Genomic DNA, 17,886 nt, shown 5'->3' on the forward strand with positions numbered 1-17,886 from the left:
AATAGCGACATCTGTTTTCAGGAGTCATTATGAAACTATTTCGTATTGTTGATCCGTTTACGCTCACCCTGGTCGTTACCGTTTTACTGGCCTCGTTCTTTCCCGCTCGCGGCGGGTTCGTTCCGTTCTTTGAAGGGCTGACGACGGCCGCCATTGCACTGCTGTTTTTTATGCACGGCGCGAAGCTGTCCCGTGAAGCGATTATCGCAGGGGGGAGCCACTGGCGGCTGCATCTCTGGGTAATGTGCAGCACGTTCATTCTCTTCCCGATCCTCGGCGTGCTGTTTGCCTGGTGGGCACCGGTTAACGTCGACCCGGCGCTCTATACCGGTTTTCTGTATCTCTGCATTCTGCCGGCTACCGTGCAATCCGCCATTGCCTTTACCTCTCTGGCGGGAGGGAACGTTGCGGCCGCCGTCTGCTCGGCATCCGCATCCAGCCTGCTGGGGATTTTCGTCTCCCCGCTGCTGGTGGGCCTGCTGATGAACATGCACGGCGCGGAAGGTAACCTTGAGCAAGTCGGCAAAATCTGTTTGCAGCTGCTGCTGCCGTTTGTGCTGGGGCATCTCTCGCGTCCGTGGACGGGCGCATTTGTGGCAAAGCACAAGAAATGGATTTCAAAAACCGACCAGTCGTCGATCCTGCTGGTGGTCTATTCCGCCTTCAGCGAAGCGGTCGTGAACGGGATCTGGCATAAGGTGGGCGCTGGTTCGCTGCTCTTTATCGTGGTGGTCAGCCTCATCCTGCTGGCAATTGTCATTGCAGTAAACGTCTTTGTGGCACGCAAGTGCGGCTTCAACAAAGCGGATGAAATTACGATTGTGTTCTGCGGTTCGAAGAAGAGTCTGGCAAACGGTATCCCGATGGCCAACATTCTGTTCCCGACCTCGGTGATTGGAATGATGGTACTGCCGCTAATGATTTTCCATCAGATCCAGCTGATGGTCTGCGCGGTGCTGGCGCGTCGCTACAAGCGCCAGACGGAAAAACTGGCGCAGGAAGGGACCCGCGCCGCAAAGGCTTAAGGACGTTTCAGGGGCTGCACCAGCTGGGTCAGCCCCTCGGTTTTGATCAGTAACGCAATCGCCATCAGCTCGCCCAGTCGCCCTGCCGGGAATTCATCCTTACGGGCAAACCACAGCAGATACTCCTCCGGCAAATCAATCAGCCTGCGGCCCTTGTATTTACCGAACGGCATCTCCGTATTGGCGATCTCAACGAGCTGCTCTTTCTCCACGTTACTCTCCTAACAGACGCATCATTTCTGCTTCGTCGATAACCTCAATGCCCAGCTCCTGGGCTTTCGCCAGCTTGGAACCGGCGGCTTCCCCGGCGATCACCAGGTCGGTTTTCTTCGACACGCTGCCCGCCACTTTAGCTCCCAGCGCGACCAGACGTGCCTTTGCATCATCACGGGATAGCTGGCTCAGGCTGCCGGTCAGCACCACCGTTTTACCGGCGAACGGGCTGTCGATCTCTTCGGCGTTGACGACGACCGGCGCAGGCCATTTGATGCCCTCTGCCAGCAGTTGGCCGATGACCTCGCGGTTGCTCTCTTCGGCAAAGAAGTTAAAGACGTGCGTAGCGACGACGATGCCGACATCCGGGACTTTCTGTAGCTCCTCGATGCTTGCCTTTTCCAGCGCCTCCAGCGTACCAAAGTACACCGCCAGCCCTGCTGCCGTCGCTTCACCCACTTCACGAATGCCCAGCGCATAAAGAAAACGGGCGAAGGTGGTCTCTTTTGCCGCTTCCAGCGCGTTAACCACGTTCTGGGCTGACTTTGGCCCCATGCGATCCAGACCGGTTAGTTTACCTGCGGTCAGCCTGAAGAGATCCGCTGGCGTGTGGACGTACTCTTTCTCAACCAACTGATCGATAATCTTGTCGCCCATACCGTCAACGTCCATTGCGCGACGGGAGACGAAGTGCTTCAGTGACTCTTTACGCTGCGCGCCACAGATTAAGCCGCCCGTACAGCGCGCCACCGCTTCACCTTCTACGCGCTCGACGTCCGAGCCGCACACCGGGCAATGGGTCGGGAAGACAACCTCGCGCGTATCGTCAGGACGTTCTGACTCAACGACGTTAACCACCTGCGGGATCACATCACCCGCGCGGCGGATCACCACTTTGTCACCGATACGCAGGCCCAGGCGTTCGATCTCATCGGCATTATGCAGCGTGGCATTACTCACCAACACACCCGCCACCTGCACGGGCTCCAGACGAGCGACCGGGGTAATGGCCCCCGTACGTCCCACCTGGAACTCCACGTCGCGGACGAAGGTCATCTGCTCCTGAGCCGGGAACTTAAACGCCACCGCCCAGCGCGGCGCGCGCGCCACAAAGCCCAGCTGCTCCTGCAGCGCCAGCGAGTTCACCTTGATGACCACGCCATCAATATCAAAGCCGAGCGTCGGACGGTCCGCTTCCACCTTGTGGTAGAACGCCAGCACCGCTTCCGGCGAGTCGCAGAGCTGAACGCGGTTGCTCACCGGCAGGCCCCACGCCTTAAACTGCAGCAGACGCCCGAGATGGGTATCCGGCAGCTCGCCGCCCTCCAGAATACCGACGCCGTAGCAGAAGAACGTAAGCGGTCGCTTCGCGGTGATGCGCGGATCAAGCTGGCGCAGCGAGCCCGCCGCCGCGTTACGCGGGTTAGCAAACACTTTCCCGCCGGTGCGACGTGCCTCTTCGTTAATTTTCTCGAAGCCCGCCTGGGGCAGAAACACCTCGCCGCGCACTTCCAGACGTGCAGGAATATTGTCACCCTGCAGCTTCAGCGGGATCGCGCGAATGGTACGCACGTTGGTAGTGATGTCTTCGCCCGTCGTACCGTCGCCACGCGTCGCGGCACGCACCAGCACGCCGTTTTCATAGAGAAGACTGACCGCCAGGCCATCCAGCTTCAGTTCGCAGCACCAGGTGAGAGCGTCGCTGCTTTTCAGGCGATCCTGCACGCGCTTGTTAAACGCGAGAAAGCTCTCTTCATCGAAGACGTTATCCAGCGACAGCATCGGTACTTCATGACGCACCTGGCTGAAAGCGCCCAGCGGCTCAGCGCCGACGCGCTGGGTGGGGGAATCCGGTGTAATGAGTTCAGGATGCTGCGCCTCTAATTCGCGCAGCTCGCGCATCAGGCGATCATACTCCGCATCCGGGACTTCCGGCGCGTCCATAACATGATAGAGATATTCATGATGGCGAAGCGTGGTTCGCAGTTCAGTGAGTTGTTGTTCGATTGAGTCCATATCACACCATCAATGAGAAAAAACCCCCGACATGCGGGGGTTGAGGAGGAGTTGAAGATAACGCGTCGGTTATGCGTTGGCTTCCTTAACTTCGCGGATGCGGTCCTGATACTCACGCAGCTTCTGCGGGGTCATCATGCGACGCTGATCGTCGAGCACCACACCACCCACTTCGTCAGCGATGTGCTGAGCGGATTGCAGCATCAGCTTAAAGTTTTGCAGTTCGTCGCCGTAGGACGGCACCTGCATAAAGATAGTGACACCCGGCGTCACGAAATCGCCCGTCATTTCTGGGTCGAATGTGCCAGGGTTAACCATATTGGCCAGGCTAAATAGCGCCGGGCCGCTACCGTCCGGGCTCAGGTGACGATGGAAGATATTCATATCACCAAACTTGAAGCCGGCCTGTTGAATACTGTTCAGCAGTACGTCACCGTTCAGATGGCTGCCGTGATGGGCGGCCACGTTCATGATGATCACCGCTTCTTTACGCTGCGGTTTTTCAACAACCGGCTCTGGCTCTACAACGGGCTCAGGCTCAACGTGCGGGGCCGGAGCGGGCTGCGGCGCAGGTTGAACATGAACAGGCTGCTGCGGTTGATGTACCGGTTGCACAGGCTGCTGTTGCACAGGCTGCTGCACGGGTTGCTGTTGAACCGGCTGTGGCGCAGCAGGCTGCTGATACACAGGCTGTTGCGGCGGCTGGCGCACCGGTTCTTCCACTGGCTGTGGCGCTGGCTGGCGCGGCTGTGCAGAAGCATACGGCGGTTGATACTGGTGCTGCGAAGGACGAGGTGCTTCATGCTCCCCATGGCCTACGCCGGGCGCAGTATTGACCCGATGAACACGAACTTCACCCACGCCGTCATCGTCGCTTCCATCGATGTCATCTTCACTGTCATCGTCGTCACGACTGGACTTCATGCGCTTCAGTGGGCGATCGCGAAACATCGAGGAACGCTCTTTACGGCTGGTCCAGAAACCATGTACCAGTAAAGCGATTATGGCGATCGCGCCAACAATGATTAATATCAGACGCAAATCCTGCATCATTATATTCTCTGTTGTTCTAACACCTTGCCACCACGGCAAACATTTACTCACTAAGAGTATTTGCCGTTTACGTCAAGTGCAAGTGTGTGCAGAGCATTCACAGCATAAAGATGAAGGAAATCGTGCTTTTTGCTGGTTTTTCGAACATTTCCGAACTGGTCATTGGTCCGTAAGTGGATAATATAGGCGGGCAATTCCACTGGTTGTGTAAAAAGGAGTACAGCCTGGCTATGGTTTCAACATCTTCTTCTCCCCCGCGCAGCGGCGTCTGGTATTTTTCTCAGGGCTGGAAACTGGTCTCTCTGCCGGGTATTCGACGCTTCGTCATTCTGCCGCTGTTGATCAACATTATTCTGATGGGCGGCGCGTTCTGGTGGCTGTTCACAAAACTGGAAAGCTGGATCCCATCGCTGATGAGCTACGTGCCGGACTGGCTGCAGTGGCTTAACTACCTGCTCTGGCCGGTGGCGGTGATCTCCGTTTTGCTGGTATTTGGCTACTTCTTCTCGACGATTGCCAACTGGATAGCCGCGCCGTTTAACGGTTTGCTGGCGGAACAGCTGGAAGCGCGCCTTACCGGCGCAACACCGCCGGACACGGGCATCCTGGGGATCATGAAAGACCTCCCTCGCATTATGAAGCGTGAATGGCAGAAGTTTGCCTGGTACCTGCCCCGCGCGGTTGTGCTGCTTATCCTCTATTTTGTGCCCGGCATTGGCCAGACGGTGGCACCGGTGCTGTGGTTCCTGTTCAGCGCCTGGATGCTGGCCATCCAGTACTGCGACTATCCGTTCGATAACCACAAGGTGCCGTTTAAAGAGATGCGCACCGCCCTGCGCAGCCAGAAGATCGCCAATATGCAGTTTGGCGCGCTGACCAGCCTGTTCACTATGATTCCGTTCCTGAATCTGTTCATCATGCCGGTTGCCGTTTGCGGCGCGACCGCCATGTGGGTCGACTGCTACCGTGCTAAGCACGCGTTATGGAAATAATGCAAAAATGTGTAAAGCTGGGGTGGCTTATGCCGCCCCTTATTCCATACTGATCCCCATTATTTCCTTGCAGTATATAGATATGCGAATTCCTTACTTCCCCCTACCTGCTTAGCAGGTATGCTGGGTCGGTATCCCAATTTCATACAGTTAAGGACAGGCCATGAGTAAGATTTATGAAGACAACTCGCTGACTATCGGTCATACGCCCCTGGTTCGACTGAACCGTATCGGTAATGGACGCATTCTGGCGAAGGTCGAATCACGTAACCCGAGCTTCAGCGTAAAATGCCGTATCGGTGCAAACATGATTTGGGATGCTGAAAAACGTGGCGTACTGAAGCCGGGCGTTGAGCTGGTGGAACCGACCAGCGGCAATACCGGGATCGCTCTGGCCTATGTTGCTGCCGCGCGCGGCTACAAGCTGACGCTGACCATGCCTGAAACCATGAGCATCGAGCGTCGTAAGCTGCTTAAAGCGCTGGGCGCGAACCTGGTGCTGACCGAAGGCGCGAAGGGCATGAAGGGTGCCATTCAGAAAGCCGAAGAGATTGTGGCCAGCGATCCGGCGAAATACCTGCTGCTGCAGCAGTTCAGCAACCCGGCTAACCCGGAAATTCACGAGAAGACTACCGGCCCGGAAATCTGGGAAGATACCGACGGCCAGGTTGACGTCTTTATCTCCGGCGTAGGTACCGGCGGCACGCTGACCGGCGTGTCACGCTATATTAAAGGCACCAAAGGTAAAAAAGAGCTGATCACCGTTGCCGTTGAGCCGACTGATTCACCGGTTATCACCCAGGCCCTGGCGGGGGAAGAGCTCAAACCCGGCCCGCACAAAATTCAGGGGATTGGCGCAGGCTTCATTCCGGGCAACCTGGATCTGAAGCTGATTGATAAAGTAGTCACTATCACGAACGAAGAAGCCATCTCTACCGCGCGTCGCCTGATGGACGAAGAAGGCATTCTGGCAGGTATCTCTTCCGGTGCGGCCGTTGCGGCAGCGCTTAAACTTCAGGAAGATGAGGCCTTTACCAATAAGAATATTGTGGTTATCCTTCCTTCCTCGGGTGAGCGTTACTTGAGCACCGCACTGTTTGCCGATCTGTTCACTGAAAAAGAGCTGCAACAGTAGTGCCACTATGTTAATAACGCGTAAAAAAGCACCTTTTCAGGTGCTTTTTTGTGGCCTGCTTCAAACTTTTGCCCCTCCTGGCATTGCTTCACCCCGTTGGGTCTGGTATTTAAACCAGCAATTATTTTGATGCGTGAAATTAATCAGCGAACGAAATAGCCTTGCTGAATCGATTTTATGATTTGGTTCAAGTCTTGCTTTCGCTGCATAATGTTTAATGACGATCGAAACGTCAGCGCTAACAATACAGGCTAAAGTTCAGTCGCCAGGCTAGACTTTAGTTCCACAACACTAAACCTATAAGTTGGGGAAATACAATGTTCCAGCAAGAAGTTACCATTACCGCTCCGAACGGTCTGCACACCCGCCCTGCTGCTCAGTTTGTTAAAGAAGCGAAAGGCTTCACTTCTGAAATCACTGTGACTTCCAACGGCAAAAGCGCCAGCGCAAAAAGCCTGTTCAAACTGCAGACTCTGGGCCTGACTCAGGGCACCGTAGTCACCATCTCTGCGGAAGGTGAAGACGAGCAGAAAGCAGTTGAGCATCTGGTAAAACTGATGGCTGAGCTCGAGTAAGTTTCCGGGTTCTTTTAAATATCAGTCACAAGTAAGGTAGGGTTATGATTTCAGGCATTTTAGCATCCCCGGGTATCGCTTTCGGCAAAGCACTGCTGCTGAAAGAAGACGAGATCGTCATCGACCGGAAAAAAATTTCTGCCGACAAGGTTGATCAGGAAGTTGAACGTTTTCTGAGCGGTCGTGCCAAGGCATCTGCGCAACTGGAAGCAATCAAAACTAAAGCTGGCGAAACTTTCGGTGAAGAAAAAGAAGCCATCTTCGAAGGGCACATCATGCTGCTCGAAGATGAGGAGCTGGAGCAGGAAATCATAGCCCTGATTAAAGATAAAGGCATGACGGCCGACGCGGCTGCGCATGAAGTTATCGAAGGTCAGGCAACTGCCCTGGAAGAACTGGATGATGAATACCTGAAAGAGCGTGCGGCTGACGTACGTGACATCGGTAAGCGCCTGCTGCGCAACATCCTGGGTCTGGCCATTATCGACCTGAGCGCGATTCAGGATGAAGTGATCCTGGTTGCCGCTGACCTCACCCCGTCTGAAACCGCACAGCTGAACCTGAAAAAGGTCCTCGGTTTCATCACCGATGCGGGCGGCCGTACCTCCCACACCTCTATCATGGCGCGTTCTCTTGAACTGCCTGCCATCGTGGGTACCGGTAGCGTCACCTCTCAGGTGAAAAACGGCGATTATCTGATTCTGGATGCTGTAAACAATCTGGTTTACGTCAACCCAACTAACGAAGAGATCGAAAAACTGCGCGCGGTTCAGGAGCAGGTTGCGACTGAAAAAGCGGAACTCGCTAAGCTGAAAGACCTGCCAGCCATCACTCTGGACGGCCATCAGGTAGAAGTGTGCGCAAACATCGGTACCGTCCGCGACGTTGATGGCGCTGAGCGCAACGGTGCGGAAGGCGTTGGTCTCTATCGTACAGAATTCCTGTTCATGGACCGCGACGCGCTGCCAACGGAAGAAGAGCAGTTTGCTGCGTATAAAGCCGTTGCTGAAGCCTGTGGCTCTCAGGCGGTTATCGTCCGTACCATGGACATCGGTGGCGACAAAGAGCTGCCGTACATGAACTTCCCGAAAGAAGAGAACCCGTTCCTGGGCTGGCGTGCCGTGCGTATTGCGATGGATCGTAAAGAGATCCTGCGTGACCAGGTTCGCGCAATCCTGCGTGCGTCCGCTTTCGGTAAGCTGCGCATCATGTTCCCGATGATCATCTCTGTTGAAGAAGTGCGTGCACTGAAGAAAGAGATCGAAATCTACAAACAGGAACTGCGTGACGAAGGTAAAGCGTTTGACGAGTCAATCGAGATCGGCGTGATGGTGGAAACACCAGCGGCGGCGACCATTGCGCGTCATTTAGCCAAAGAAGTTGATTTCTTTAGTATCGGCACCAATGATTTAACGCAGTACACCCTGGCAGTTGACCGTGGTAATGATATGATTTCACATCTCTACCAGCCAATGTCACCGTCCGTACTGAACTTGATCAAGCAAGTTATTGATGCTTCTCATGCAGAAGGTAAATGGACTGGCATGTGTGGTGAGCTTGCAGGCGACGAACGTGCTACACTTCTGTTGCTGGGTATGGGTCTGGACGAATTCTCTATGAGCGCCATTTCCATCCCGCGCATTAAGAAGATTATCCGTAACACGAACTTCGAAGATGCGAAGGTGTTAGCAGAGCAGGCTCTTGCTCAACCGACAACGGACGAGTTAATGACGCTGGTTAACAAGTTCATTGAAGAAAAAACAATCTGCTAATCCACGAGATGCGGCCCAAATTACTGCTTAGGAGAAGATCATGGGTTTGTTCGATAAACTGAAATCTCTGGTTTCTGATGATAAGAAAGACTCCGGAACTATTGAGATTGTTGCTCCGCTCTCCGGCGAGATCGTCAACATCGAAGACGTGCCGGATGTAGTGTTTGCTGAGAAAATCGTTGGTGATGGCATTGCTATCAAACCAACTGGCAACAAAATGGTTGCTCCAGTTGACGGCACCATCGGTAAAATTTTTGAAACCAACCATGCGTTCTCTATCGAATCTGATAGCGGTATCGAACTGTTCGTTCACTTCGGTATCGACACCGTTGAACTGAAAGGCGAAGGCTTCAAACGTATCGCGGAAGAAGGCCAGCGTGTGAAAGTTGGCGACCCGGTGATTGAATTCGATCTGCCACTGCTGGAAGAAAAAGCCAAGTCTACCCTGACGCCGGTTGTTATCTCCAACATGGACGAAATCAAAGAACTGATCAAACTGTCTGGCAGCGTCACCGTGGGTGAAACCCCGGTTATCCGCATCAAGAAGTAATTCTTGCCGCACAGAAAAATGGCGCCTTCGGGCGCCATTTTTGTTTATGCCGGGAGGATAAGCTCGTCGTAGCCTTTTGACTGGGTATACAGCATGACGTCAGTCACCCGATCGCCGGCCATGCGAATGGCATCGGCAACGGTTTTCCCCTCTACAATGCCGCTCACCAGCTCTGAACAGAACAGATCGCCCGTCCCTTTCAGATCGGTCTCTACGCGCGGATGCGCGCTGACGGTGACGCCCTCGCGTGAGACCAGCACCACGTGGATGTTTTGCGGATCGTCGGCAACCGGCGCACTGGTGATCGCCACCCATTTCAGGCTGTCGGAGAGCAGTCCCTGTGCCGCCGCGATGGCGCTTTCCGGCGTGCGGCACGGCTTGCCGCTTAACACTTCCAGCTCGTAGACATTGGGCGTGATCCCCTGCGCCAGCGGCAGCAGGTGCTCCCGATACGCTTCGGGGATCTCAGGCTTCACGTACATCCCGCTGTCGATATCGCCGATAACCGGATCGACCAGCACCAGCAGGTCAGGATGCTGCGCTTTGACCGCCTTCAACCACTGCGCCAGCAGGACGATCTGGCTGGCACTGCCCATATAGCCGGTGGTGACCGCCTTAAGCTCGCGCAGGATCTCTCGCTCTTCCAGCGCCTTAAGGTAGCCGCTGAACCACTCGTCGGGGATCACGCCGCCGTAGAAGGTGTCATAGTGCGGCGTGTTGCTGAACAGTACCGTCGGCACGGCGGTAACGTTCAGCCTGTGGGTACGAATATTCGGTACCGCAATGCTGTTCCCCACGCTGCCGTACACCACCTGCGACTGCACGGCGACAATATCGGTTTGCTGCGCCCGGGTATTATCCCGGAATAGAATCATCTCCATGACGCTTAAATCCCCGCCCCCTGCGAATAACTCTCTTCACCAAAGACGCCGGTAGAGAGATAGCGATCGCCGCGATCGCAAATAATCGCCACCACTACTGCACCCGGGTTTGCCTGCGCCACCCGAATCGCACCCGCTACCGCTCCGCCCGAGCTGACGCCGCAGAAGATACCTTCGCGCACGGCCAGCTCACGCATGGTATTTTCCGCCTCGCGCTGGTGAAGATCCAGCACCTGGTCCACAAGCTGCGCATTAAAGATGCCGGGCATATACTCCGCCGGCCAGCGGCGAATGCCCGGAATGCTGCTCCCCTCTTCCGGCTGCAGGCCAACGATGGTGACGGCTTTCGCCTGCTCGCGCAGAAAACGGGATACGCCGGTAATGGTCCCCGTGGTGCCCATGCTGGAGACAAAATGGGTAATGCGCCCGTCGGTTTGCTGCCAGATTTCCGGGCCGGTGGTGGTGTAGTGCGCGTAAGGGTTGTCCGGGTTGTTAAACTGATCGAGCAGTTTACCTTCGCCGCGCTCGGCCATTTCTAACGCCAGGTCGCGCGCGCCTTCCATCCCCTGCTCTTTGGTCACCAGAATCAGCTCGGCTCCGTAGGCACGCATCGCGGCGCGACGCTCCTGACTCATATTGTCCGGCATCAGCAGCTTCATGCGGTAGCCTTTCAGCGCCGCAATCATCGCCAGGGCGATACCGGTGTTGCCGCTGGTGGCTTCAATCAGCACGTCGCCCGGCTTAATCTCGCCGCGCTTTTCGGCCTGGACGATCATCGACAGTGCGGCACGGTCTTTCACCGACCCCGCCGGGTTATTGCCTTCGAGTTTGACCCAGATTTCGCTGCCGTTATCCGGCCCCATGCGCTGAAGCTTGACCAGAGGGGTATTGCCGATGGTGTGTTCGAGTGTATTCACGATTTTTACTCAATAAAAAAGCCGGGTTGCGCGCAGCGATCCCGGCCTACAAGACGCAGTTTTAGCTGTAGGCCCGGTCAGCGCAGCGCCACCGGGCGATAAACATCCTAATAACCTATCAGGCTGACTCCGCCAGAGCAATATCCTCGCGCGTCTCGATGCGTTCCTTGCCGTGATAAATACGGGCATGCTGAAGACCGACAAACAGGCGCTCTCCCCGATGCGGCGGGACGTCGTCACGCATGACCACGGTCAGCGGCTCGGTGTACCAGCCCAGCGGCTGAACCACCAGTTGGGTGTAATGCCCTTTAGGGCTCGCTTCCAGCACCTGTACCGGCAGCGGTGAGTCCAGGCTGGTTCGACGGCTCACGTCCACTTCCCACGGACGCAGGAACAGATCGACCGGGCCCTGATGCGCGGAGGTATAGCCCAGCGGCCAGCGGTGCGCGCCCACGTGGAACTGACCACCGCGAATGGTGCCCTGCAGGCGGTTCACCTCGCCCATAAACTCCAGCACGAAGCGGGTCGCCGGTTCACGCCAGAGCTGCTCCGGCTCGTCAACCTGCTCAATGTTGCCCTGGCTCATCACCACCACGCGATCCGCAACTTCCATGGCCTCTTCCTGGTCGTGGGTCACGAAGACGCTGGTGAATTTCAGCTCTTCATGCAGCTGACGCAGCCAGCGGCGCAGCTCTTTACGCACCTGTGCATCCAGCGCGCCGAAGGGTTCGTCCAGCAGCAGAATTTGCGGCTCAACGGCCAGCGCGCGCGCCAGCGCCACGCGCTGTTTCTGCCCGCCGGACAGCTGGGCCGGGAAACGGTCCGCCAAATGGGCCAGCTGCACCATCTCAAGCAGTTTAGTGACCTTCGCCTTAATGGTCGCCGCATCCGGACGCTCACGACGCGGCAGCACGGTCAGGCCAAAGGCGATGTTGTCAAACACGGTCATGTGGCGGAACAGCGCGTAGTGCTGGAACACAAAGCCCACCTTACGATCGCGGGCGTGCAGGCGGCTCACGTCGGTGCCGTGGAAGCGGATGTGCCCGCTGGTCTGGTGCTCAAGCCCGGCGATAATGCGCAGCAGCGTGGTTTTGCCCGAGCCAGACGGCCCCAGCAGCGCCACCATTTGTCCGGAAGGGATATCCAGCGAGATATCATTCAGCACCTGGGTGCGACCAAAAGACTTCTTAATATTGGCAATCTCAATGCTCATGATTTCCCTCCTGATGCTGACGTTTTTCCTGATTTTCTAAACGCCACTGCACCACACTCTTCAAAAACAGGGTCAAAATAGCCATCAGCGTCAGCAACGCTGCGGCAGTAAAGGCGCCGATGGTGTTGTAGTCCTGCTGCAGGAGTTCAATCTGCAGCGGCAGCGACAGGGTTTCACCCCGAATGGAGCCAGAGACGACGGAAACGGCACCGAACTCGCCAATCGCGCGGGCGTTGGTCAGCACCACGCCATAAAGCAGCGCCCAGCGGATGTTCGGCAGCGTCACGCGGCGGAACATCTGCCAGCCCGACGCCCCCAGCAGCACCGCCGCTTCGTCTTCGTTGCTCCCCTGGCTTAACATCACCGGCACCAGCTCGCGCACCACAAACGGACAGGTCACGAAGATGGTCACCAGCACCATGCCCGGCCAGGCGAACATGATCTGCAGGTTATGCGCATCCAGCCAGCCGCCAAGCGGGCCGTTGGAGCCGTAAAAGAGCAGATACACCAGGCCCGCCACCACCGGCGACACGGCAAACGGAATATCCAGCAGGGTCAGCAGCAGCTGACGTCCCGGGAAATTAAAGCGCGTCACCAGCCACGCCAGCAGGGTACCGAACACCAGGTTCACCGGAACGGTGATCAGGGCAATCAGCACGGTCAGCCAGATGGCGTGCAGCATATCCGGGTTCGCCAGGTTTTCCAGCGCGGGCATCAGGCCTTTGCTGAACGCCTGAACGAAGATATAAATCGTCGGCACGACGAGAATGAGGGCGGAAACCAGCACGCCCGCCCCAATCAGAAACCATTTACCCCAGTTGATGCGGGGCGCATCGTATCGCTTCAATTGCGTAACTTCCGCCATCAGTGACCTACCACACGTCGACCAAAGCGACTTTGCAGAGTGTTAATCGAGTACAGCAGCAGCAGCGATGCCGCGAGGATCACCGAAGCGATCGCGCTCGCCGCCGGATAATCAAACTCCTGCAGGCGAATGAAAATCATCAGCGAGGTCACTTCCGTTTTCCAGGCGATGTTCCCGGCGATAAATATCACCGCACCGAACTCGCCGAGGCTGCGGGTAAACGACAGCGCGACGCCCGCCATCAGCGCCGGAGACAGCTCCGGCAGCACCACCTTGCGGAAGCTCTGCCAGCGCGTGGCGCCCAGCGTTTCCGCCGCTTCTTCGTATTCCGGACCTAACTCTTCCAGCACCGGCTGCACGGTACGCACCACAAACGGGATGCTGGTAAAGGCCATCGCCACCGCGATACCGAGCCAGGTATAGGTCACCTTGATGTCAAATTTCGCCAGCCACTCACCGTACAGCCCGTTCACGGAGAAGAGCGACGCGAGGGTTAAGCCCGCGACCGCCGTCGGCAGCGCAAATGGCAGATCCATCAGGGCGTCAAGCAGCGTGCGGCCCGGGAAGCGATAGCGGGTCAAAATCCACGCCATCAGCAGGCCAAACACGCCGTTAAAAATGGAGGCGACAAACGCCGACAGCAGCGTCACCTTATAGGCCGCCACCACCTGCGGGTTGGTGATCACGTCCCAGTACTGGGCCCAGCTCATCTGCGCAAGCTGCATTACCAGCGCGCTGAGCGGCAACAGCAGAATCAGGCAGACGAACAGCAGGCTGGTCCCGAGGCTTAAGGTAAAGCCCGGCAGCACGCGTTTGGTCGAGACTGCAAACATTACTTATGCCCCGCCGCCAGCAGTTTGTCTAACTCACCGCCGCTGGCAAAATGCGTTTTCATCACGTCTGGCCAGGAGCCAAAATGATCTTCCACGCGGAACAGCGCGGTCTGCGGGAACTTATCTTTCAGCTTGTTCATCACGTCCGGATTGTTTACGCGGTAGTAGTAATCGGTAATGATGGCCTGCGCCTGAGGGCTGTACAGGTAGTTGAGATAGGCTTTTGCCGCTTTCTCGGTACCGTTCGCCTGCACGTTTTTATCCACCCATGCGACCGGGAACTCGGCCAGGATGTTGGTTTTCGGGATAACCACCTCAAAGCCCTGCGCTTCATACTGCTTGCGGATGTTGTTCACTTCCGACTCAAAGCTGATCAGCACATCGCCCAGGCCGCGCTCTGCGAAGGTCGTGGTCGCCCCGCGGCCGCCGGTATCGAACACTTCGACGTTTTTCAGGAACTGGGTCATGAACTGCTCGGTTTTGGCTTTATCGTTGCCGTCAGCCTTGTCCGCCGCGCCCCACGCCGCTAAATAGGTGTAACGCGCGTTACCGGAGGTTTTTGGGTTCGGGAAGATCAGCTTCACGTCGGAACGCACCAGATCGCTCCAGTCGTGGATATTCTTCGGATTGCCCTTGCGCACCAGGAAGCCCATGGTGGAGTAGAACGGCGAGCTGTTGTTCGGCAGACGGCTCTGCCAGTCCGCCGGGATGAGCTTGCCTTTGTCATGCAGGATCTGCACGTCAGTGACCTGGTTGTAGGTCACCACATCCGCTTTCAGTCCCTGGAGAATGGCCAGCGCCTGCTTGGACGAACCGGCGTGAGACTGCTTGATGGTCAGCTTGTCGCCGTTATTGTCTTTCGCCCACTGCTGTTCGAACGGGGGATTAAGGGCGGCAAACAGCTCGCGGGAGACGTCATACGAACTGTTCAACAGTTCAGTCGCCTGCGCCTGTGCCACCAGCAGTAAACCTGCCAGCGCCAGAGTTCCTTTTTTCAGTACAGTAACGGCCATTGCGCACCCTTATAAATGTGATGACTATCTTATAGTCATAATATTTATAACGGTGATGAAAGCAGTAACGGTTTTATATACCGTTTGGTGATTTAGAAGCAGAAAAGGGAATAAGGCGCGGGGAAAATTGCCGGGTGGCGCTAACGCTTACCCGGCCTACGTATGGAAAGCGGTTTTACAGCGCCAGCAGACGCTCGACGGACGGCGCGAAGTAGTAGCCGCCGGTCACCGGTTTGGTGAAGCGCAGCATGGCGTCGCGCTTGCCGTCGGTATCGCCGAACATGCTCAGCAGCTGCTGTTCAATGTTATGCAGGCGCGCGCAGTAGGCGCAGAAGTAGAGGCCGTGCGTACCGCTTGCGGTACCGTACGGCAGACTCTGGCGGACAATCTTCAGCCCTTTGCCGTCTTCTTTGAGGTCAACGCGGCTCAGGTGCGAGGTGACCGGACGATCATCGCCGTCGATCTCTTCGTTAGCTTCTTTGGTGCGGCCAATCATCATCTCCTGGTCATGCACGCTCATGCGGTTAAGCTGCTTGAGGTTATGCTCCCAGCGCTGCACGAACACGTAGCTGCCGCCCGCGTCCACGCCGTCTTTGATTACCGCGACTTCACGACGCGTCTCTTCACCCGCCGGGTTTTCGGTTCCGTCGACAAAGCCGCTCAGATCGCGCTCTTCTACCCAGCGGAAACCGTGAACTTCTTCCTGCACCTCGATGCTGTCGCCAAAGGCCGCCACCGCCGCCTGCGCAACCGAGAAGTTCACGTCGTGACGCAGAGAAAGGATATGGATCAGCACGTCGTACTGGGTCGCAGGTGCAAGGCCTTTGCCGTAAGGAATGAAGTCCTTCAGCTCTTCTGCCCCTTCACCGCCGCTCAGCTGACGCCAGACGTTATTGCCAAACGCAACAACGGCGCCGAGGTGGGCTTCCGGGAATTTGGCCTGGAAGGTCGCCAGTTTATCAATAAACGCTTTGCTGGCCGCACGCAGGGCATCCACGTCCCCTTTGACATTGGCTTCAATCCAAATCGCCGCGCGGCAATGTTCTGGCAAAATGCCACTCTGAACCTGAGACATCGCTCCTCCTGAAATAAAGATGCCACGTCAGCGTGGCATTGATGGCGGCTATTATACCCGGATTTCAGCGAGGCGGTTTGTTCAGGCGCAAATTACTCCTTCCAGAGTATTTTGCTCACCTTCCAGCTCTTCAGGGTGTCGTCAGACGGCATCAGCCCTTCCGGGCCGCTCCAGGTGCCGGTAAAAACATAGCTGATGTGCTGGCTGCCTTCCGCCTTACACTCCACCGCCACTTCATCGTCGGATGGCACGCTGGTGCAGTTGCCAAAGGCCTGCTTATAAAGATCGCTAAACGGCGTTCCGACCTTCACGCCGCTGGCGGTCGGAATATCTTCATCTATCACCGCGATCCGGTTTACCGTGCCTTTGTCACCGTTGATCGCCAGCGCCAGCTTGTCGCCCTTCAGCGCCTCGTAATAGCGAACAATATTGCCATTCTCTGTTTTCATGCCGCTGCGCAGGCGGTAGTCACTGCTGAGCGCATCCTGAATAGCATTCTGATCCAGCGCCGTCGCGGCGGTAATTTTACCCACGCCCTGCTCGGTCACTTCCGTTGATGAACCAAACCAGTTCCACGGATACGCGGCAGACCAGTTAATGGAGGAGAGCGTCGAACAGCCGGTCAATGCCAGCGGAAGAGCGCATAAAACTAAACGCAGCGATTTCATTGAAACGTCCTTACGTGTTAAATCAACGCTTGTTGGAGTGCGACATCGGCAAAAAGTGCCGGATTAATCATCCTGAGGCACAAAACAGGCGCGAAGGCGCGGGTTGGTCAGCAGCCACAGCAGCGCCACGATATCGGCAACCACCAGCGCAACGCCGATGCCCGTCAGCGGTTCACCGTACCACCAGAGTACCGGCTGCCAGAAGAGCAGCGCAATTTGGGCAAGGATCAGCAGCCCGCGAAGCGCGCGCCACAAGCGCGGGATTACGTGCCGCCGACCGCTGCACAAGAAAGCCACCACCGCCGGTACGCCCGGCAGCAAGCCGAGCCAGAAGGCATCGTGATCGGGATAGAAGAGCGTCAGCAGCGTGTCGCCCTGCCCGCGCGACGCGGCGGCCATCACAAACAGCACCCAGGTGCGGGCCTGAAGCAGCAGAACGCACCAGAATAAAAAGGGCAGCCTGATGCGACCCTGCGCGTCATAATCTGCCGGATGGATCTCAGTACTCTTCATCTTCGATGAGACGCTTTCCTAAATTCAGCACGTCAGCGTGTACGTAGCCCAGGCGTTCATACATGCCCAGCACCACGTCGTTATCTTCCCGCACCATGATCTGGATTTTCGGACAGCCGCGGGCGATCAGCTTCTTCTCGAGCCGGTTGAGCAGCGCATTGGCAATACCGCGACCACGGTATTCCGGATGGACGCCCAGATAATAGGCCGAGCCGCGATGGCCGTCATAACCGCCCATCACCGTCCCCACAACCTCGCCATTGACTTCCGCAACCAGAAACAGACTGACGTCGTGATTCACCTTACGTTCGATATCCATTTCCGGATCGTTCCACGGACGCAGCAGATCGCAGCGCTCCCAAAGGGTGATCACCTCTTCGAAATCTTCCTGGCGAAAAACGCGTATCTCCATGGTATTAACCGCCTTTTCGGGTTTAAAAACAGTGATTATGGCGCGAACCACGCCTTTAGCCAATAACCGGGGAAAATCTCGCCAAAATTTGGCATAATGTCACTTTGTCACGTATTGAAATGAAAAGTAAAACAATTCTCAATAAGGACTGTCGTAACGCTAAAC

At 56.5% G+C, this 17,886-nt stretch carries 19 protein-coding genes; 6 read left to right on the top strand and 13 right to left on the bottom strand.

Translation table 11 applies throughout. The features are described 5' to 3' along the window. Positions 1-29 precede the first annotated feature (29 nt). Complete coding sequence (locus B498_RS09860; protein WP_008501598.1) at positions 30-1,025, top strand: bile acid:sodium symporter family protein; 996 nt, start codon at positions 30-32, stop codon at positions 1,023-1,025. Here B498_RS09860 and B498_RS09855 read toward each other — a convergent pair. The 3 genes from B498_RS09855 to zipA all read right to left on the bottom strand — a co-directional run bounded on the left by B498_RS09855 (position 1,022) and on the right by zipA (position 4,307). Further along, positions 1,022-1,237, bottom strand: coding sequence for a DUF3820 family protein (locus tag B498_RS09855; protein WP_008501599.1), 216 nt, complete (start codon positions 1,235-1,237; stop codon positions 1,022-1,024). The genes B498_RS09860 and B498_RS09855 overlap by 4 nt on opposite strands. Before the next feature lies 1 nt (position 1,238). Continuing rightward, positions 1,239-3,254 carry an NAD-dependent DNA ligase LigA gene (gene ligA / locus B498_RS09850; RefSeq protein WP_032622933.1) on the bottom strand — a complete coding sequence of 672 codons (2,016 nt, stop codon included), beginning with the start codon at positions 3,252-3,254 and terminating at the stop codon, positions 1,239-1,241. A gap of 69 nt (positions 3,255-3,323) precedes the next feature. Beyond that, positions 3,324-4,307, bottom strand: a complete 984-nt coding sequence (zipA, locus tag B498_RS09845) for a cell division protein ZipA (protein WP_008501601.1) — start codon at positions 4,305-4,307, stop codon at positions 3,324-3,326. A 230-nt stretch (positions 4,308-4,537) separates the two neighbouring features. Between zipA and cysZ the strand changes: the two genes are divergently transcribed. The 5 genes from cysZ (at position 4,538) to crr (ending at position 9,331) form a co-directional block, all read left to right on the top strand. Continuing rightward, a complete protein-coding gene (gene cysZ / locus B498_RS09840) occupies positions 4,538-5,299 on the top strand; it encodes a sulfate transporter CysZ (RefSeq protein ID WP_008501602.1) in 762 nt (253 codons plus the stop codon). Positions 5,300-5,462: 163 nt separating this feature from the next. Then, complete coding sequence (gene cysK, locus B498_RS09835) at positions 5,463-6,434, top strand: cysteine synthase A (protein ID WP_008501603.1); 972 nt, start codon at positions 5,463-5,465, stop codon at positions 6,432-6,434. Positions 6,435-6,751: 317 nt separating this feature from the next. After that, positions 6,752-7,009, top strand: a complete 258-nt coding sequence (gene ptsH / locus B498_RS09830) for a phosphocarrier protein Hpr (protein ID WP_000487600.1) — start codon at positions 6,752-6,754, stop codon at positions 7,007-7,009. Positions 7,010-7,053: 44 nt separating this feature from the next. After that, entirely contained in the window at positions 7,054-8,781 is a 1,728-nt protein-coding gene (gene ptsI, locus B498_RS09825; RefSeq protein ID WP_008501604.1) for a phosphoenolpyruvate-protein phosphotransferase PtsI, read from the top strand. Between the two features lie 40 nt (positions 8,782-8,821). Then, positions 8,822-9,331, top strand: coding sequence for a PTS glucose transporter subunit IIA (gene crr, locus B498_RS09820; RefSeq protein WP_003861316.1), 510 nt, complete (start codon positions 8,822-8,824; stop codon positions 9,329-9,331). Between the two features lie 44 nt (positions 9,332-9,375). Here crr and pdxK read toward each other — a convergent pair whose 3' ends face one another. The 10 genes from pdxK to B498_RS09770 all read right to left on the bottom strand — a co-directional run bounded on the left by pdxK (position 9,376) and on the right by B498_RS09770 (position 17,721). Beyond that, the gene (pdxK, locus tag B498_RS09815) at positions 9,376-10,212 is read right to left on the bottom strand and encodes a pyridoxine/pyridoxal/pyridoxamine kinase (protein ID WP_008501605.1); all 837 of its coding nucleotides are present in this window, start codon (positions 10,210-10,212) and stop codon (positions 9,376-9,378) included. Positions 10,213-10,217: 5 nt separating this feature from the next. Further along, positions 10,218-11,129, bottom strand: coding sequence for a cysteine synthase CysM (gene cysM / locus B498_RS09810; protein ID WP_008501606.1), 912 nt, complete (start codon positions 11,127-11,129; stop codon positions 10,218-10,220). Positions 11,130-11,247: 118 nt separating this feature from the next. After that, the gene (gene cysA / locus B498_RS09805; protein WP_008501607.1) at positions 11,248-12,342 is read right to left on the bottom strand and encodes a sulfate/thiosulfate ABC transporter ATP-binding protein CysA; all 1,095 of its coding nucleotides are present in this window, start codon (positions 12,340-12,342) and stop codon (positions 11,248-11,250) included. Further along, positions 12,332-13,207: a sulfate/thiosulfate ABC transporter permease CysW gene (gene cysW, locus B498_RS09800; RefSeq protein ID WP_008501608.1), complete on the bottom strand. Its 876-nt coding sequence runs from the start codon at positions 13,205-13,207 to the stop codon at positions 12,332-12,334. Before cysW ends, cysA begins: the two co-directional genes overlap by 11 nt. Then, a complete protein-coding gene (cysT, locus tag B498_RS09795; RefSeq protein WP_008501609.1) occupies positions 13,207-14,040 on the bottom strand; it encodes a sulfate/thiosulfate ABC transporter permease CysT in 834 nt (277 codons plus the stop codon). Before cysT ends, cysW begins: the two co-directional genes overlap by 1 nt. Further along, positions 14,040-15,053, bottom strand: coding sequence for a sulfate ABC transporter substrate-binding protein (locus tag B498_RS09790; RefSeq protein WP_008501610.1), 1,014 nt, complete (start codon positions 15,051-15,053; stop codon positions 14,040-14,042). The genes cysT and B498_RS09790 overlap by 1 nt, the downstream gene beginning before the upstream one ends. 175 nt (positions 15,054-15,228) lie before the next feature. Next, on the bottom strand, positions 15,229-16,128 hold the full coding sequence (locus B498_RS09785; protein ID WP_008501611.1) for a Dyp-type peroxidase: 900 nt from the start codon (positions 16,126-16,128) through the stop codon (positions 15,229-15,231). A 92-nt stretch (positions 16,129-16,220) separates the two neighbouring features. Beyond that, entirely contained in the window at positions 16,221-16,796 is a 576-nt protein-coding gene (locus B498_RS09780; RefSeq protein WP_008501612.1) for an RpoE-regulated lipoprotein, read from the bottom strand. A gap of 63 nt (positions 16,797-16,859) precedes the next feature. After that, positions 16,860-17,309: a DUF2919 domain-containing protein gene (locus B498_RS09775; protein ID WP_008501613.1), complete on the bottom strand. Its 450-nt coding sequence runs from the start codon at positions 17,307-17,309 to the stop codon at positions 16,860-16,862. Continuing rightward, positions 17,296-17,721, bottom strand: a complete 426-nt coding sequence (locus tag B498_RS09770; RefSeq protein ID WP_008501614.1) for a GNAT family acetyltransferase — start codon at positions 17,719-17,721, stop codon at positions 17,296-17,298. Before B498_RS09770 ends, B498_RS09775 begins: the two co-directional genes overlap by 14 nt. Positions 17,722-17,886: the final 165 nt, after the last annotated feature.

Origin of the sequence: Enterobacter sp. SST3, from assembly GCF_000286655.1 — a bacterium.
Classification (GTDB): Bacteria; Pseudomonadota; Gammaproteobacteria; order Enterobacterales; family Enterobacteriaceae; genus Enterobacter; species Enterobacter roggenkampii.

Excerpts from the sequence above, each read along its gene's own strand:
- B498_RS09860 (WP_008501598.1), top strand. The coding sequence starts at position 30 with ATGAAACTATTTCGTATTGTTGATCCGTTTACGCTCACCCTGGTCGTT.
- ligA (WP_032622933.1), bottom strand. The coding sequence starts at position 3,254 with ATGGACTCAATCGAACAACAACTCACTGAACTGCGAACCACGCTTCGC.
- zipA (WP_008501601.1), bottom strand. The coding sequence starts at position 4,307 with ATGATGCAGGATTTGCGTCTGATATTAATCATTGTTGGCGCGATCGCC.
- cysZ (WP_008501602.1), top strand. The coding sequence starts at position 4,538 with ATGGTTTCAACATCTTCTTCTCCCCCGCGCAGCGGCGTCTGGTATTTT.
- cysK (WP_008501603.1), top strand. The coding sequence starts at position 5,463 with ATGAGTAAGATTTATGAAGACAACTCGCTGACTATCGGTCATACGCCC.
- ptsH (WP_000487600.1), top strand. The coding sequence starts at position 6,752 with ATGTTCCAGCAAGAAGTTACCATTACCGCTCCGAACGGTCTGCACACC.
- ptsI (WP_008501604.1), top strand. The coding sequence starts at position 7,054 with ATGATTTCAGGCATTTTAGCATCCCCGGGTATCGCTTTCGGCAAAGCA.
- crr (WP_003861316.1), top strand. The coding sequence starts at position 8,822 with ATGGGTTTGTTCGATAAACTGAAATCTCTGGTTTCTGATGATAAGAAA.
- pdxK (WP_008501605.1), bottom strand. The coding sequence starts at position 10,212 with ATGGAGATGATTCTATTCCGGGATAATACCCGGGCGCAGCAAACCGAT.
- cysA (WP_008501607.1), bottom strand. The coding sequence starts at position 12,342 with ATGAGCATTGAGATTGCCAATATTAAGAAGTCTTTTGGTCGCACCCAG.
- cysW (WP_008501608.1), bottom strand. The coding sequence starts at position 13,207 with ATGGCGGAAGTTACGCAATTGAAGCGATACGATGCGCCCCGCATCAAC.
- cysT (WP_008501609.1), bottom strand. The coding sequence starts at position 14,040 with ATGTTTGCAGTCTCGACCAAACGCGTGCTGCCGGGCTTTACCTTAAGC.
- B498_RS09790 (WP_008501610.1), bottom strand. The coding sequence starts at position 15,053 with ATGGCCGTTACTGTACTGAAAAAAGGAACTCTGGCGCTGGCAGGTTTA.
- B498_RS09785 (WP_008501611.1), bottom strand. The coding sequence starts at position 16,128 with ATGTCTCAGGTTCAGAGTGGCATTTTGCCAGAACATTGCCGCGCGGCG.
- B498_RS09780 (WP_008501612.1), bottom strand. The coding sequence starts at position 16,796 with ATGAAATCGCTGCGTTTAGTTTTATGCGCTCTTCCGCTGGCATTGACC.
- B498_RS09775 (WP_008501613.1), bottom strand. The coding sequence starts at position 17,309 with ATGAAGAGTACTGAGATCCATCCGGCAGATTATGACGCGCAGGGTCGC.
- B498_RS09770 (WP_008501614.1), bottom strand. The coding sequence starts at position 17,721 with ATGGAGATACGCGTTTTTCGCCAGGAAGATTTCGAAGAGGTGATCACC.